This window comes from Kitasatospora sp. GAS204B, assembly GCF_029892155.1.
Taxonomy (GTDB): domain Bacteria; phylum Actinomycetota; class Actinomycetes; order Streptomycetales; family Streptomycetaceae; genus Kitasatospora.
Genome location: NZ_JARZAG010000007.1, coordinates 228898 through 244463, shown reverse-complemented (window position 1 = coordinate 244463; position 15566 = coordinate 228898). Strand labels below are relative to the sequence as shown.

Here is a 15566-nt window from a genome sequence, read left to right as displayed (position 1 = left end):
GGTAGCTCTCGCGCGGGTGGGCGCCAGTGGGTAGCGTCAGCGGACGGCGGGGCCTGGAGCACGGAACAGGGTGGCGGGCGATGGCGGGCGAGCAGGCGGACGAGCGGCCGGGCGAGGCGATGAAGGGGGGCCTGTCGGGCGGCGAGTGGTGGCGGGTGGACGGGCCCTGGCGGGTGCTGGACAGCGCGCCGCAGCCGGGGGAAGCGGACGCGCGGGACGGGGACGACGTGTACCTCGCCGACTCGCCGCCCGAGCCACCGGTCGTCCATCGCACCCGGCAGGCGAGCCCCCAGCAGTCGGGTTGGCCGCGGGGCCGCAGACCGGCGCCGAGCGGGCCCGAGGTCCCGGTGCCGGGCGCGTCACGCTCGTTCTTCCGCAGATCCGCCGAGCGCGGCTCCCCCGAGCATGGCTCCGCCGAGGCCGAGCCGGCCCAGCCCGCCGCCGCCGTCGAGGACGGCGGCACGCCCGCCGCCTGGCTGATCGCCCCCGCCGCGCCCGGCGCGCTCCGGCCGCCGACCAGCGCCGACTTCCCCGGCTGGGACTCGGTGGTGATCGAGTTCCCGCCGGACGACACCGAGGCCGCCGAGCCGCCCGGCGAGCAGCGCCCGATCCCCGAGCAGCGCGGCAAGGGCGGGGAGCAGCCGGCCGACGGCGAGCTGGAGCCGACGGCCGGTCAGGAGGCGCTGCCCAAGGGTTCCTTCCTGGCCGGGCGCCGTCCCTCGCCGCTGCTGTTGCTGGCGGCGGCGGTGCTGGTCGGCGGGGCGGTCAGCGGGGTGATCCTGGTGCTGCTGGCCGGCTGGGGGCTGGCCTACCTGTCCGCCCGGCTGGGGGACCTGACCAAGAAGTTCGTGGTCTTCGGCATCCCGCTGATCAGCATGAGCGCGTCGACCCTGTGGTTCTGGGGCCGGGCCCAGGGCCGCTGGGGCGGCGCGCTGGGCAAGGGCGCTCCGATGACGCACGCCGCCTTCGCGGCCGCCCCGGGGGTGCTGCGGGTGGCGGGGGTGCTGTCGGCGCTCTTCGTGCTGGCGGTGGCGATGAAGCGGCGTGGTCCGAAGCTCGGCTGACCCGGATGGGCGCTGACCCCCTACTCCCGCAGGGCGGTGGTGTAGCGGATCGCGGTGCGCCGCACCAGGGTGCCGTCCGCGGCGGCCAGCGGGGCGAGTGCGGCCAGGGCCGCCGCGCGCGCCTCGTCCAGGCGCTCGGCCGGGATCGCCTCCAGCACCCCGCGCCACCCGCCGGCCCGTTGCGAGCGCCACCAGGCCTCGGCGCTGGGGTAGTGGGTGGCCGCCGGGTGTTCGACCGTTCGTACGTCGGTGAAGCCGGCCCGGTGGAGCAGCTCGGCCGCTTCCTCGGGGCTGCGGCCCAGTGGATTGAACCTGGCCGCCCGGCTCTGCCGCAGCCGGGCCGCCGGCGCCGGCAGGAAGGCGTTGAGCGCCGCGCCGGGGCGCTCCCAGCCGGGCTCGTCCGCGCCGAACGCGGTGAAGCCGAACCGGCCGCCGGGCACCAGCACCCGGTGCACCGAGGCCAGCGCGGCCACCGGGTCGGGGGTGAAGATCACCGCGAAGGAGGAGAGCGCGGCCTCGAAGGAGTGGTCGGGGAAGCCGAGCGCCTCGGCGTCGTCCACCCGGACGTTGACGTTTCGCAGCCCGTGCCCCGCTGCCTGGGCGGCCGTCGCCCGGACCATCCCGGGAGCCAGGTCGATCCCGACCACGTAGCCCTCCGGGCCGACCTCGGCGAGCGCGGCGAAGAGCACGGCGCCCCGGCCGCAGCCGACGTCCAGCACCCGGTCCCCGGGCCGCAGTCCGGCCAGGCGGGCCAGCCGGGCGCCGATCGGATTGAAGAAACCGCCGTTGGCCTCGTCGTACTCGTCGGCGGCGAGCGTGAAGGCGTGGGCCAGGGCGGCCTTGCGGCGGCGGGCCGCGTCGTCCTGGCCGGCGGGTGACTCACCTCGGAGCTGAGTGTTCGTCATACCGTCATGGTGGTCCCGCTGTGGTGAGCGTCACAAGGGGGCGGACCGGGGTGGACGGGAGCACGGGCGGGCACATAGACCGACCGGCACATGGTGGGCGGCGTCGCGGCGCCCGGACTCGGCCCGGACGCTGCTCCTTCCTCCACCCACCATGTGCCGGTCGGTCTCAACCGCTGAGCAGGCACTGGAGTTGGGAGAGCACCAGGTTGGCCCCGGTGCAGCCGATCCCCTGGAACCAGAGCTGGTCGTCCACCGGATAGGCCCGGTTCGTCCGGACGGCGGTCAGCGCCCGCCAGGCGGGGCCGGCCAGGACCGCGGTGGTGCCGGCCGCGTCCGGGTCGCCGTAGGTCGCGTAGAGCAGCAGGTCGCCGTCGGCGCCGGCGAGCTGGTCGGGGTTGACCTCGACGTCGAACCGGTCGACGTTCTGCGCGTCGGGCCGGCCGAGCTGCAGGTCGGCGAGGACCGTGCCGAGGAAGTTCTGCCGCCCGTACAGCCGGATCCGCCCGCCCTGGACGAACCGCACCAGGCTGATCCGGTGCCCGGCCGCGACGCCCGGGCCGCCGATCGCGTGGGAGGTCTGGGCGAGCTGGGCGTGGTAGCCGGCGATGACCGCCTCGGCCGCGGTCTGCCGGCCCAGCGCCCGGGCGTGCAGCTGGAGGTTCTCCTTCCAGGCGGAGCCGGTGCCGCGGCTGAGCACGGTGGGCGCGATCCGGCGCAGCGCGTCGTAGTGCGCGCCGTCGCGGGCCTGGCTGCCGAGGATCAGCTGGGGGCGCAGCGCGCCGATCGCCGCCAGGTCCGGCGCGCCGATGGTGCCGGTGTCGGCCACCTCGGCGAGCCGGGAGGCCGGCCAGTAGCGCGGCAGGCCCCGGTCGACGGGGGCCCGGCAGGCGCCGACCGGGGTGATCCCCAGGGTCATCGCCGAGTCCAGTTCGGCGGTGTCCAGCACCACCACCCGCCGCGGGTCGCCGGGCACCGTCACCGGCCCGGTCGCCGCGGTGACGGTGGCCTCGGCGCTCGGGTCCGCGGTGTCCACGGCCGGCTGCGGGGCCCGGATCCCCGGGGTGCGGTCGCAGGCGCCGAGGGCGGCCGCCAGGGTCACGCCCAGGACGGTCCGGCGCGACGGGGGACGGTGCATCGGAACTCCTCTGACGGATGGTCAGAGATCAGGATGTCCGACAAGTCCCAAAATCGACGTCATGCGGGGCCCAGCGGCTCCGGCCGAACCCGGTGGCTCAGGCCGGGCCCTGGACGTTCGCCCGGCGGCGCTGCGCGCGGGCCGAGCGGAACAGGCCGAGCAGCGCGAGCAGGAAGCCCAGCGGCATCAGCATGCTCGCGAAGTAGGCGGGGGTGGGCAGCGGGGTGAGGTGGAAGAAGAGCGGTACGAAGGTCGCGATCGTGGCCAGCGCACCCACCACGAACACCACCGCTCCCACCCGCACCAGGCCCTCGCCCGACTCCTTGCCGCTCATCGCAGCCTCCTTCGCCCGCACCCGTCACGCCTCTAACCGACCGCCCCAGTCTCGCAGAGTCCGCAGGCCGTCCGGTCGGCGCCGGTCCGACCCGCGCCACCTGCGCGGATCCGGTACCCGTCACTGCCTGCGGTTCGCCGGGGACAGGGAGTTTCGACCGCCGGGCGGGGCGGGTATGCAGGTCTCGCACGGGGTCGCCGACCCCGCTTCCTGCCAGGGGGTGTGAGCCATGACGATCGACCGAGCGCCGTCGTCCGGGCCTGTCGCCGTGCCCTGGCCGGCCTTCCTCGCCAGAGCCGGGCTCCAACCACCGGACGTGTGCGAGTGAAACCCTTGACCGGTCGTTAGCCTGCTGCAGGCGGGCCGTCCTTCACCGGCCCGCCCGTGCCAGCGTCCAGCCGTGACCGCGCCGGACGCACCGCGCGACCGGACCACCCCACCCCCGTTCAAGGCACCCCGGCGACGCACGCCGGACGCCGCCACACCCGACCCACCCACTGATGAGGACATTCGAGATGCCCACCGGCCAGGTCAAATGGTTCAACGAGACGAAGGGTTTCGGCTTCCTGTCGCGCGACGACGGTGAGGACGTCTTCGTCCACAGCAAGGCGCTGCCCGCCGGGCTGAGCACGCTCAAGCCGGGTCAGCGGGTGGAGTTCGGCGTGGTCGCGGGGCATCGCGGCGACCAGGCGATGGGGGTCACGCTGCTGGAGGCGCTGCCCTCGGTGGCCGCCGCGCAGCGCCGCAGCGCCGACGACATGGCGCCGATCGTGCAGGACCTGATCACCATGCTGGACACCGCGCTGCCCGGCCTGCAGCACGGCCGCTACCCGGCCAAACCGGTCGGCCAGAAGCTGGCGGCGGCGCTGCGTGCGGTGGCCGACCAGTTCGACGCCTGATCCGGCCGCCTGATCCGTCCTGCGGAACTTCCCGTGGCCGCGGCTACGGGAAGGCCAGCGCGTCCGGCGACACGGCCGGCACCAGCCCCTGCTCGGCCGCCCGGTCGAGCAGGGCGCGCACGGCCGCGTAGCCCTCGGCGCCCAGCTCCGCGGTGAACTCGTTGACGTACAGCCCGATGTGCTGGTCGGCCACCGCCGGGTCCAGCTCCTGGGCGTGCGCCAGCACGTACTCCCGGGAGGCGGCCGGGTCGGCCCAGGCCGCCTCGACCGAGCCGCGGATCGCCGTCGCCAACTCGCGCAGCCGGGCCGCGCCCAGCGAGCGCTTGGCGATGATCGCGCCCAGCGGGATCGGCAGGCCGGTGCGGGCCTCCCAGGCCTCGCCCATGTCGGCCAGCTTCGCCAGGCCGTACCGCTGGTAGGTGAACCGCGCCTCGTGGATCACCAGTCCGGCGTCCACCCGGCCGTCCCGGACCGCCGGCATGATCTCGTGGAACGGCAGCACCACGACCTCGCCCAGCCCGCCGGGCACCGCCTCGGCCGCCCAGAGCCGGAACAGCAGGTAGGCGGTGGAGCGCTCGCTCGGTACGGCCACCACCTTGCCGCTCAGGTCCGCGTCGGCGCCGGGCCTGGTGAGCACCAGCGGTCCGCAGCCGCGGCCCAGTGCTCCGCCGCAGGGCAGCAGCGCGTACTGGTCGAGCAGCCAGGGCAGCGCCGCGTAGCTGACCTTGAGCAGGTCCAGCTCGCCGCGCTCGGCCAGGCCGTTGGTCACGTCGATGTCGGCGAAGGTGACCTCGGGGGCCTCGGCGCCCGGCACCAGGCCGTGTGCCCAGGCGTGGAAGACGAAGGTGTCGTTCGGACAGGGTGAGTACGCGACCCGCAGCGGCTCAGCCACCGGTGGCCTCCTTCAGCAGTCGGTCGTAGGGCAGCACGGCGAAGGCGTCCGTCAGCGCGGCCAGTGCCTCGCCGATCCGCCAGGCGGTCCGGTCCCGCGGGCCCACGGCGTTGGAGACGGTGCGCAGCTCCAGCGCCGGCACCCGCAGCCGGGCGGCCGCCTCGGCCACCCCGAACCCCTCCATCGCCTCGGCGGCCGCGCCCGGGTGGCGCTCGGTCAGCTCGGCCGCGCGGGCGGCGCTGCCGGTGACCGTGGAGACGGTCAGCACCGGGCCGACCACCGCCCCGGTGGCCTCGGCCAGCAGCGCGACGGCGCCCGCCGGCGGCGTGTGCGTGGTGGTGCCGAAGCCCAGCTCGGCGACGTCCCGGAAACCCTCCGGGGTCTGCGCGCCCAGGTCCGCGGCGATGATCGCGTCGGCCGCGACCACCGCGCCGATCGGTGCGCGCGGGGCGAAACCGCCGGCGATCCCGGCGGAGAGCACCAGCGGGTGGCGTTCGGTGGCCAGCGCGATGGCGGTGGCGCCGGCGGCGGCGGCCGGGCCGACCCCGGCGGTCACCACGGTGACCCTGCCGGCCGGCGCGCCGCGCAGCACCGCCTCGGCCTCGGCGGCCACCGCGACGACGACGAGCAGCCGATCCGTCCCGGGCCGGGGGCGGATCGGCTGCTCGGTGCTGCCGTACGGGTGGGTCACTGACCCTGGCTGGCGCCCTGACCGGCGCCCTGGCCTGCGGCGTCCTGCGGCGAGGTCGCCGGAGCGGCGGAGTTGACCAGGTCGACGAACCAGACCGCGACGATCCCCGGGTTGGCGCTGCCGGCGGTCTTCGGGTCGAACTCGATCACGGTCAGCGCGGTGTCGCGGCTGCTGGTGAGCAGGTTGGCGGCCGGCTGCAGGCCGGAGAAGGTGGTGTCCTTCTGGAAGTTTGCCACCAGGGCGCCGCCCTGGCCGCCACCGCCGTTGGTGAAGGCCCGCCAGCCGTTCTTCGCGGCGTCCGGGTCGATGCCCACGCCGAGCTGGTCGCTCCACTTCACCGAGACCTTGTCGGGGAAGGTGCTGGCCGCCTGGTTGGAGAGCGTGGCGCAGGCCTGGCGGGCCGCGTCGCTCAGCGGCTTGCCGCCGTTGAAGCACGTCGGGTTGGGGTCCAGCGCGTGCGAGGAGCGGCCCACGGTGACGGTGGCCTGGGTCTTCGTCGGCGTGGGCTGGCCCGACGCGTAGGCGATGGAGCCGCCGATCGTGCCGGCGCCGATCACGACCACGGCGCCGAGGGCGGCGATGACACGGGTGCTGAGGCTCATGGGACGAAGGCTATCCAACTCTGCCGATCACGCGACGCGGGGGTGCGGTGCGCCGCCGCGAACCCCCAGCCGGACCAGCGCGAGCACCGTCCAGACCAGCGCCACGCCCAGCAGCGCGGCCGCGACGGACAGGCCCAGCGTGCCGTCCAGCGGCAGCAGGATGCCCAGCGCCCCGCCGGCCACCCAGGAGAGCTGCATCAGCGTCTCGGAGCGGGCGAAGGTCGAGGTGCGCACCGCCTCCGGGACGTCGCGCTGGATCAGCGAGTCCAGCGCCAGCTTGGCCAGCGACGCGGCGATGCCGGCGACGGCCGCCACCACCAGCACGGTCACGATCCCGTACCAGAGCGCGGCGGCCACGGCGGCGGCGGTGGCCAGCAGCAGCATCAAGGTGATCGTCGCCTCCGCGCCGCGGCTGCGCAGCCAGGAGCCGAAGACCGAGCCCAGCGCGTTGCCGCCGCCGGCCGCCACCGCCAGCAGACCCAGGCCCACGGTGGGGGAGACGCCGCCGACCGGGTCGACGCGCAGCAGGAAGGCCAGGAAGAGGGTGAGGAAGCCGCTCAGTCCGCGCAGCGCGGCCACCGCCCGCAGGCCCAGCACCACCGAGGGGCCGACCGTGCGCAGGCTGGCCTTGGTCCGCGGGCTCTCGGGAACGCCCGACGCCGGCGCGCCCGGGTCCTGGTGCGGGCTGGCGTGCAGCACCGCGCGCTGCTCGCCCTTGGCCGAGTCCACCTGGCGCGGCAGGTGAAAGGCCATCAGGGTGCCGATCACGAAGACCAGGAAGGCGCCGCGCAACGGCCAGGCGGGCCCGGCCAGGTGCAGCAGCCCACCCACCCCGGCGGCCAGGAAGGTGGTCAGCAGCCCGGCCAGGGTCACCCGCGAGTTGGCCTTCACCAGGGTCACCCGGGCCGGCTTGAGCCGGGGCACCACCACGCTGCGCACCACGCCGTACGCCTTGGAGGCGACCAGGCAGCCGAGCGCCTCGGGGTAGAGCGCCAGGTTGCCGCCGCTGATCGAGCTCGCCATGGTCCAGGCAAGCACCGCGCGGCTCAGCATCGCCATCGCCATCGCGGCCCGGCGACCGTGCGGCAGGCGGTCCAGCAGCGGGCCGATCACCGGCGCGAGCAGCGCGAACGGGGCCATGGTGACCAGCAGGTAGAGCGCCACCCGGCCGCGAGCCTCGCTGGTGGGCACCGAGAAGAAGATGGTGGAGGCCAGCGCGATGGTGATCAGCATGTCGCCGAAGGAGTTCAGCGCGTGCAGCTCGATCAGCTTGGCCAGGCCCGACTCGCCGGCGCCGTCGGCCGAGGTGGCCTTGCGGATCCGGCGCCCGGTGCCGTGCACCACCCGCCCGGTGCGCAGGCCGGCCGCCGAGGCGCTGCGCACCAGCAGACCGCGCCGCGGTGACTCCTCGGCATCGGTGTCGTCATCCGTGCGATCGGCGTCGGCGGGATCGGGCTCCTCGCCGGGGCGCTCGGGCAGCGGGGACCCGTCCTCCGACTGTGGGCCCGAGTCGTCCACAGAGGGGACCGAGAGCTGCTGTCGCGGCACGGCGACCGGTGAGGCGTGCTGCGACGGCGTTTCGTCCGCCACACACGCAATCCTGCCTGACAATCCCCGCCAGGACGAGGGATTGAGGTCAGCTCGGCGCGGCCCGACGGCGCTGGTACTCTCGGCGCCCGCCCACGGGCTGTCGCGCGGAGCTGCCCGGCGGGTAGCCTGCACTGTGCGGACCGCTGCGGTGGAACGTGCTGCGCACCGGTCGGGCTGGTCCGACGGCGGCGCGGCCGGTCCTCGCAAGGCTTCTGGTCACGCAGAATAGGGGCGGTACCACGAGCGAGCGGTACCGGCGGCAGGTTCGAGCGATGCGACGCCCACGGGCGCGCACCAGGCGGCCGCGACGGTCCCGAACGGCCCGGGCGAGCCCCCGGGCGATTAGGCTGCAGGTAAGAAGACTGGAGAGAACCGACGCCGTGAGTGCTGCGATGCGAAGCCGTACCCCCGACCGGCTCTGTGCCGAAGCCGTCGAACTCGCCAGGCAGGCAGCGGTCGAGGCGGTCGGCGCTGCCGCCGTCGGCACCCACCTGGCCGCCCGGGCCGAGGGCGAGCGAGTCGTCACGCACACCTTCGAGTGCCTGGACGCCGCCTACCGCGGCTGGCACTGGGCCGTCACCGTGGCCCGCGCGCCACGGGCCAAGGTGGTCACCCTGGACGAGGTCGTGCTGCTGCCCGGCACCGACGCGGTGCTGGCGCCGCAGTGGGTGCCGTGGAGCGAGCGGCTGCGGCCCGGCGACCTGGGCCCCGGCGACCTGCTGCCCACCGACGCGGACGACGAGCGGCTGGAGCCCGGGTGGACCGGTGAGGACGAGCCCGCGCCCAACTCGGCCGTCTTCGACGGCGAGGAAGAGCTCGAACTGTCCGACCCGCACGTGCAGCCCGCCCCGGTGCGGGCGCAGATCGGTGCGGTCGCGGACGAACTGGGCATGGCCCGCCCCCGGGTGCTCTCCCGGCTCGGGATGCACCTGGCCGCCGACCGCTGGGAGAAGGCGCACGGGCCGCAGACGCCGATGGCGCAGTCCGCCCCGGCCTCCTGCACCAGCTGTGGCTTCCTGATCCCGATCGGCGGCTCGCTGGGCCAGGCCTTCGGCGTCTGCGGCAACGAGTACGGTCCGGCGGACGGTCAGATCGTCTCGCTCGCCTACGGTTGCGGCGGCCACTCCGAGGCGGCCGTGCTGCCCGCACCGCCGGTGCCGGCCGAGCTGATCCTGGACGAGACCGTGGTCGAGCCGCTGCACCTGCACCCCGACCGCAGCGGCGGTTCGGTCGAGCCGGACGCCCCGGCGGAGGAGCTCGGCCACTCCTGATCCCGCACCACCCGCGAGCCCCGGGCAGCCTCCTGGCACCCGGGGCTCCGCCATACCCGCAGGCTCCCGCCGGCAGTACCCCGCACCGGGCTGTGACAGAACCCTGCGGCGGACGCGAGAGAACCACCCACCAGGCCGTGACAGAAACCCCGCACGGCCCGCGAGTGAGCCAAAGGGGCGCGCCGGTGTCGAAAGCGAGGAGCGACAAGCGACCGAGGTACGAGGGAGCGCCGGAGCGACGAGTGTCGACACCGGGTCCGAGCGCCCCGGCGGCGAACCGAGCCCCAAAAGAGAGAGACAATGCCCCCCAAGGATCTCGTGTGACGTTTGGGGAAGGCGGCGGGTCCAGTGGAGCCTCGCATCATCGGCAGTGGCGGCGACGAGCAGGTGGCCGATCACTTCGGCACGGCCGAGTTGCGGCGCAGGGTGCTGGACGCTTGGGCGGCCTCGCCGGCCCGGTTCCGGGAGGATGCCAACGCGGAGGAGGAGCTGGCGCTCGGTGGTTACCGCGACCGCCTGGTCGTCGAGTTGGCACAGAACGCCGCGGACGCGGCGGCCCGCGCGGGCCTGGGCCCGGGGCGGCTGCGGCTGACCCTGCGGGACGGTGTGCTGGCCGCCGCCAACACCGGCGCACCGCTGGATGCCGCCGCCATCGAGTCGCTCTCCACCCTGCGCGCCTCCTCCAAGCGGGCCGATACCACCCCCACAGTGGGCCGGTTCGGCGTCGGCTTCGCCGCCGTGCTCGCGGTCAGTGACGAGCCGGCCATCGTCGGCCACGCGGGCGGCGCCCGCTGGTCGCTCGCCGAGGCCCGCGAGCTGGCCGATCGGGCGGCTGCCGAACAGCACGAGCTGGCCGAGGAGTTGCGTCGCCGCGACGGGCACGTCCCGTTGCTGCGGTTGCCGCTGGCCGCCGTGGGCGAGCCGCCGGCCGGCTACGACACGGTGGTCCTGCTGCCGCTGCGCGATGGCGCCGCAGAGGACCTGACCCGCCGTCTGCTGAACGGCGTGGACGACGCGCTGCTGCTCACCCTCCCCGGGCTGGCCGAGATCGTCGTGGAGACCCCGGACCGGGGCATCCGCACGCTGACCCGCTCGGTCGCCGAGCGCACCGAGGAGGGGCTGGGTCAGGTCACCTTGACCGAGCGCACCGAGCACGGCGACGCCGTCCCGTCGCTCTGGCAGACCGTCACCACCACCGGCGCGCTGGCCCCGGAGCTGCTGGCGGACCGTCCCGTCGAGGAGCGGGCCCGCCCGTACTGGACGGTGACCTGGGCCGTGCCGGTCTCCGCCGTCGGCACCCCGCAGCCGCTCCCGGTGGCCCCGGTGCTGCACGCGCCCACGCCGAGCGAGGAGCCGCTGGGCGTGCCGGCGCTGCTGATCGCCTCCTACCCGCTGGACTCCACCCGGCGCCATGTCGCGCCGGGCCCGCTCACCGAGTTCCTGACCGAGCGCGCCGCCGAGGCCTACACCGACCTGCTGCGGGCCCGTGGCGCCGACCTGGGCTCGCTCGCGCTGGTTCCCGGGCCGCTGGGCCAGGGCACGCTGGACAACGCGCTGCGCACCGCGATCCTCTCCCGGCTGCCCGGCACCGCCTTCCTGCCGCACCCGACCGCCGTCGAGGAGGGCACGCCCGCGCTTCGGCCGCGCGACGCCACGCTGCTGGAGGGGGCGGACTCCTCGGTGGTCGAGGCGCTGGCGCCGATCTTCCCCGGCCTGCTGCCGGCCGGCCTGGAGCGGCGGGCGGAGCTGCGCGCGCTGCAGGTGCGGCGGATCCCGCTGGCCGAGGTGGTCGACCAGCTCGGCGGCCTGGACCGGGAGCCGGCCTGGTGGCGCAGCCTGTACGGGGCGCTGGCCGGCGCCGACCCGGAGGCGCTCGGCGCGCTGCCGGTGCCGCTGGCCACCGGACGCACCGTCACCGGCCCGCGCCGGGTGCTGCTGCCCTCCGAGGACGCCGACTGGGCGGGGTTCCCCGGCTACCCCGAGACCCTGGCCGAGGCGCTGGACCTGCTGGACCTGCGGCTGGCCCACCCCGACGCGGCGCACCCGCTGCTGGCCAAGCTCGGTGCCGCCACCGCCACCCCGGCCGGCATCCTGCAGACCCCCGAGCTGCGGGCCGCCGTGGCCCGCTCGCTGGACGTCGGCGAGGAGGACTTCGAGGCCGCCGCCGACCTGGCCGACGCGGTGCTCGGCCTGGTCAAGGCGGCCGACGCGAAGGCCGGCGACCACCCGTGGCTGGCCCGCCTGGCGCTGCCCGACGACGAGGGCGAGCTGGCCAGGGCCGGTGAACTCATCCTCCCCGACAGCCCGTTCGCCCAGCTGGCCCGCCCCGAGGACGCGCCCTTCGTGGACGAGGACCTGCTGGACCGCTGGGGCCCCGAGGTGCTGGCCGCCGTGGGGGTGCTGAGCGACTTCGTCCTGGTCCGCGCCGAGGACGCGCTGCTCGATCCGGACGACCTGGAGCGCCTGGACCCGACCGCCCCCGCCGACCGCGCGGTCGGCGGCGCCCCGACCGGCCTGCTGGACGAGGCGCCGGACGGGCTGGCCGACTGGTGCGAGGAGGTGCTGGAGCGGCTGCACGCCGACGACGCCGATGAGGTGGGCGTGCCGCCGGTGGCCGCCGAGCTGCTGGCGGTGCGCGACCTGGACCTGATCGACGAGGAGGCCTGGCCCGAGGCGCTGGCCCGGCTCGCCCGGCCGCCGTACCGGGACGCGGTGATCACCCCGGTCCGCGCGCTGCTGCCCGACGGCGGCTACGCCGACCTGCCGCCGTACACCGCCTGGTGGCTGCGCGACCACCCGGTGCTGGGCGGTCGCGAGCCGGCCGGGCTGCGCGCGGCGGGCGGCGACTGGCTGCTCCGCGGCCTCTACGACGAGGCCCGCACCACGTTGGACGCCGAGTTCCTGCACGCCCTCGGGGTGCGCACCACGCTCGCCGCGCTGCTCGCCGAGCAGCACGGCCCGGACGAGCTGCTCGACCACCTGACCGACGAGCAGAGCGAGGTGTCGCACCGCCAGCTGCACGGCATCTACACCGCGCTGGCCGCCGTCGAGGTGGATCCCTTGGACGTGGTGCGGGCGCTGCCGCCGCTGGACGAGGCCACCGGCCGCCGCCCCGGGTACACCGTGGTGGTGGACGCCACCGAGGCCGTCGTCGCCGACGCGCCCGACCTGGTGCAGCTGCTCCACCCGTACCCGCTGATCCCGGTCGCCCCGGCGCTGGCCCCGGCGCTGGCGGAGCGGCTGCACGTCTCGCTGGCCAGCGAGATCGCGGGCGGTCGGGTGCTCTCCGAGGGCTCCCTGCACCGGGTGCCGCCGTTCGTCCGGGAGCTGCTGCCCGGCTGCCCGGCCGTCTACGAGGAGCACGAGGAGCTGCTGGTGGTCGGTCCGGACGGTGAGGAGGCCGCGGTGGACTGGCGCTGGGACACCACGGCGGCCGCGCCCGAGCTGCCGTACGACCCGGAGTCGGCCGAGGCCGTGGACGAGGACGACGAGTTCGAGGTCCCGCCGGTGCCGGGCCTGCTGCACGCGGCCACCCCGGAGGGGCTGGCGGCCGGTCTGGCCTGGTCGGTGGGCCAGTGGCACCGCCGGTTCGAGGTGCTGGCCGCGCTCACCGAGCCCGACCGCGCCTACGAGCTCTCGGCGGCCCGGGACTTCGAGGGCTGACCGTCCGTCCGGCGGGCTGGGCGTCCTCTAGGCTTCGTCGCCGTCCAGCCCCCGCCGGACGAACCGCCAGACCACCTCCAGCAGCAGCCCGGCCACGATCGCGATCCCCACGCCCGTCCACACGTCGCGGCCGGCGACCAGCTTGAGCTGGAAGAAGTTCGACAGCCAGGGCACCGTCAGCACCAGGGTGAAGGCGCCGCCCATGGCGGCGATCAGCAGCACCCGCCACCAGGTGTAGGGCCGGGCCACGATCGCCAGCACCCAGATCGCCACCAGGAAGAGGGTCAGGGTGGCCACGCTGGTGTCGGCCTTCAGATCGGTGGCGTGGTCGGCGCGGGCCAGCGCGTAGGAGGTGAAGGTGGCCGCCCCCGCGATCACCCCGCCCGGGACGGCCAGCCGCAGCACCCGGCGGACGAACCCGGGCTTGGCCCGCTCGGTGTTCGGGGCCAGGGCCAGGAAGAAGGCCGGGATGCCGATGGTCAGCGAGCTCAGCAGGGTGGAGTGCCGCGGCAGGAACGGGTACGGCAGCTGGGTGAAGACCACCAGCAGCGCCAGCAGCACCGAGTAGACGGTCTTGACCAGGAAGAGGCTGGCCACCCGCTCGATGTTGCCGATCACCCGGCGGCCCTCGGCCACCACCGAGGGCAGCGTGGCGAAGCTGTCGTCGAGCAGCACGATCTGCGCCACCGCCCGGGTCGCCTCGCTGCCCGAGCCCATCGCCACGCCGATGTCGGCGTCCTTGAGCGCCAGCACGTCGTTGACGCCGTCGCCGGTCATCGCGACGTGGTGGCCGCGGGACTGCAGCGCGCCGACCAGTTCGCGCTTCTGCTGCGGCGTCACCCGGCCGAAGACGGTGGTGCGTTCGGCGGTGTCGGCCAGTGCCTCGGGGTCGCTCGGCAGGGTCCGGGCGTCCAGCGGCTGCTCGGCACCCGGCAGTTCCAGGCCCGCCGCGACCGCGCCGACCGAGATCGCGCTGTCCCCGGAGATCACCTTCGCCTGGACCCGCTGCTGCTCGAAGTAGCGCAGCGTGGCCGCCGCGTCCGGGCGCAGCCGCTGCTGGAGCACCACCAGGGCCAGCGGGCGCAGGTCCTTCGCCGGGTCGGGGGTGTCCAGCGGCACCGGGGTACGGCCGAGCAGCAGCACCCGCAGGCCCTGCGCGCCCAGCTGGTCCACCTCGGCCAGCGCCGGGTGCCCGGTGGGCAGCAGCACGTCGGGGGCGCCGAGCAGCCAGCTGGCCTCGGCACCGGCCGGCTCCAGCAGCTGCACCCCGCTCCACTTGCGGGCCGAGGAGAACGGCATCGCCTCCAGCACCCGCCAGTGCCCCTGGCCCTCCCCGGCGGGGGCCGGGTAGGCGTCCAGCACCGCCCGCATGCTGGCGTTCGGCCGGGCGTCGGCCGCCGCCATCACGCCGAGCGCCTGCCGCAGCCGCTGCTCACCGTCGGCGGTCCCGGCGTGGTCGAGGGTGCGCAGCTCCAGCACGTCCATGCCGCCCTCGGTGAGGGTGCCGGTCTTGTCCAGGCAGACGGTGTCCACCCGGGCCAGCCCCTCGATCGCGGGCAGCTCCTGGACCAGGCACTGCTTGCGGCCCAGCCGGACCACCCCGATCGCGAAGGCCACCGAGGTCAGCAGCACCAGCCCCTCGGGCACCATCGGCACGATCCCCGCCACCGTGCGGCGCACCGCCTCGCGCCAGTCGTTGTGCTCGACCGCCCACTGGCTGATCACCAGACCGATCGCGGTGGGGATCAGCAGGTAGGTGATGAACCGCAGGATGGTGTCGATGCCGGTGCGCAGCTCGGACTTGACCAGGGTGAACCGGCTGGCCTCCTCGGCCAGTTGCGCGGCGTAGGCCTGGCGGCCCACCTTGGTGGCGGTGAAGGCGCCGGCGCCGGCGACCACGAAACTGCCGGACATCACCAGGTCGCCCGGGTGCTTGAGGACCGGGTCGGGTTCGCCGGTGAGCAGCGACTCGTCGATCTCCAGGCCCTCGGCCTCGGTGACCGCGCCGTCCACGATCACCTTGTCGCCGATGCCGAGCAGCACGGTGTCGTCCAGCACGATCTCGGCCACCGCGACCTGGGTCACCTGGCCGTCCCGGCGCACCTCGGGGCGGGCCTCGCCGATCAGCGCGAGGCTGTCCAGGGTCTGCTTGGCGCGCACCTCCTGGATGATGCCGATCGCCGTGTTGGCGACGATGACCAGGCCGAACAGGCCGTCCTGGATCGGGCCGACCACCAGGATGACCGCGAAGAGCACGCCGATGATCGCGTTGAAGCGGGTGAAGACGTTCGCCCGCACGATCTCGCTGACGGACCGTGAGGAACGCGCCGGAACGTCGTTGACCTGGCCGTTCGCCACCCGCTCGGCGACCTGGGCCGCCGTCAGACCGCCACGCCCGGCGGGCGCGAGGCCGGTGGCGCCGGCGGCGGTGCCGCTGTCGGGGACGGGCCGGTCGCCGGCGGGATGCGTCATGGCACCGACTCTACGGGGGCGAAATGTCCGGTGCGTCCCCCTGTGGTT

At 75.2% G+C, this 15566-nt stretch carries 12 protein-coding genes; 4 read left to right on the top strand and 8 right to left on the bottom strand.

Going from position 1 to position 15566, the window contains the following annotated elements; all coding sequences use genetic code 11:
- The first annotated feature begins 80 nt into the window (after positions 1-80).
- The gene (locus P3T41_RS12450; RefSeq protein ID WP_280689773.1) at positions 81-1064 is read left to right on the top strand and encodes a hypothetical protein; all 984 of its coding nucleotides are present in this window, start codon (positions 81-83) and stop codon (positions 1062-1064) included.
- Between the two features lie 20 nt (positions 1065-1084).
- Here the strand turns inward: P3T41_RS12450 and P3T41_RS12445 are convergent, their stop codons facing one another.
- The 3 genes from P3T41_RS12445 to P3T41_RS12435 form a co-directional block, all read right to left on the bottom strand.
- Positions 1085-1969, bottom strand: a complete 885-nt coding sequence (locus tag P3T41_RS12445; RefSeq protein ID WP_280689771.1) for a methyltransferase domain-containing protein — start codon at positions 1967-1969, stop codon at positions 1085-1087.
- A 166-nt stretch (positions 1970-2135) separates the two neighbouring features.
- Positions 2136-3104 (bottom strand): iron-siderophore ABC transporter substrate-binding protein, encoded by a 969-nt coding sequence (locus tag P3T41_RS12440; RefSeq protein ID WP_280689770.1) that lies wholly within the window; start codon positions 3102-3104, stop codon positions 2136-2138.
- A 97-nt stretch (positions 3105-3201) separates the two neighbouring features.
- On the bottom strand, positions 3202-3438 hold the full coding sequence (locus P3T41_RS12435; protein WP_280689768.1) for a hypothetical protein: 237 nt from the start codon (positions 3436-3438) through the stop codon (positions 3202-3204).
- 515 nt (positions 3439-3953) lie between these two features.
- Between P3T41_RS12435 and P3T41_RS12430 the strand changes: the two genes are divergently transcribed.
- Entirely contained in the window at positions 3954-4337 is a 384-nt protein-coding gene (locus P3T41_RS12430; protein WP_280689888.1) for a cold-shock protein, read from the top strand.
- A gap of 43 nt (positions 4338-4380) precedes the next feature.
- Here P3T41_RS12430 and P3T41_RS12425 read toward each other — a convergent pair whose 3' ends face one another.
- Genes P3T41_RS12425 through P3T41_RS12410 form a run of 4 tightly spaced genes read right to left on the bottom strand, consistent with a single transcriptional unit; the run spans position 4381 to position 7881 of the window.
- On the bottom strand, positions 4381-5229 hold the full coding sequence (locus tag P3T41_RS12425; protein ID WP_280689767.1) for a 1,4-dihydroxy-6-naphthoate synthase: 849 nt from the start codon (positions 5227-5229) through the stop codon (positions 4381-4383).
- A complete protein-coding gene (locus P3T41_RS12420) occupies positions 5222-5920 on the bottom strand; it encodes a futalosine hydrolase (protein WP_280689766.1) in 699 nt (232 codons plus the stop codon). Before P3T41_RS12420 ends, P3T41_RS12425 begins: the two co-directional genes overlap by 8 nt.
- Complete coding sequence (locus tag P3T41_RS12415) at positions 5917-6522, bottom strand: hypothetical protein (protein ID WP_280689765.1); 606 nt, start codon at positions 6520-6522, stop codon at positions 5917-5919. Before P3T41_RS12415 ends, P3T41_RS12420 begins: the two co-directional genes overlap by 4 nt.
- Positions 6523-6549: 27 nt before the next feature.
- Entirely contained in the window at positions 6550-7881 is a 1332-nt protein-coding gene (locus tag P3T41_RS12410) for an MFS transporter (protein WP_280689886.1), read from the bottom strand.
- A gap of 623 nt (positions 7882-8504) precedes the next feature.
- Between P3T41_RS12410 and P3T41_RS12405 the strand changes: the two genes are divergently transcribed.
- Together P3T41_RS12405 and P3T41_RS12400 are read left to right on the top strand one after the other, a co-directional pair.
- Positions 8505-9383, top strand: coding sequence for a DUF3027 domain-containing protein (locus P3T41_RS12405; RefSeq protein ID WP_280689763.1), 879 nt, complete (start codon positions 8505-8507; stop codon positions 9381-9383).
- 348 nt (positions 9384-9731) lie between these two features.
- On the top strand, positions 9732-13046 hold the full coding sequence (locus tag P3T41_RS12400) for a molecular chaperone Hsp90 (RefSeq protein WP_280689761.1): 3315 nt from the start codon (positions 9732-9734) through the stop codon (positions 13044-13046).
- Between the two features lie 27 nt (positions 13047-13073).
- Here P3T41_RS12400 and P3T41_RS12395 read toward each other — a convergent pair whose 3' ends face one another.
- Positions 13074-15518, bottom strand: a complete 2445-nt coding sequence (locus P3T41_RS12395; protein ID WP_280689759.1) for an HAD-IC family P-type ATPase — start codon at positions 15516-15518, stop codon at positions 13074-13076.
- Positions 15519-15566: the final 48 nt, after the last annotated feature.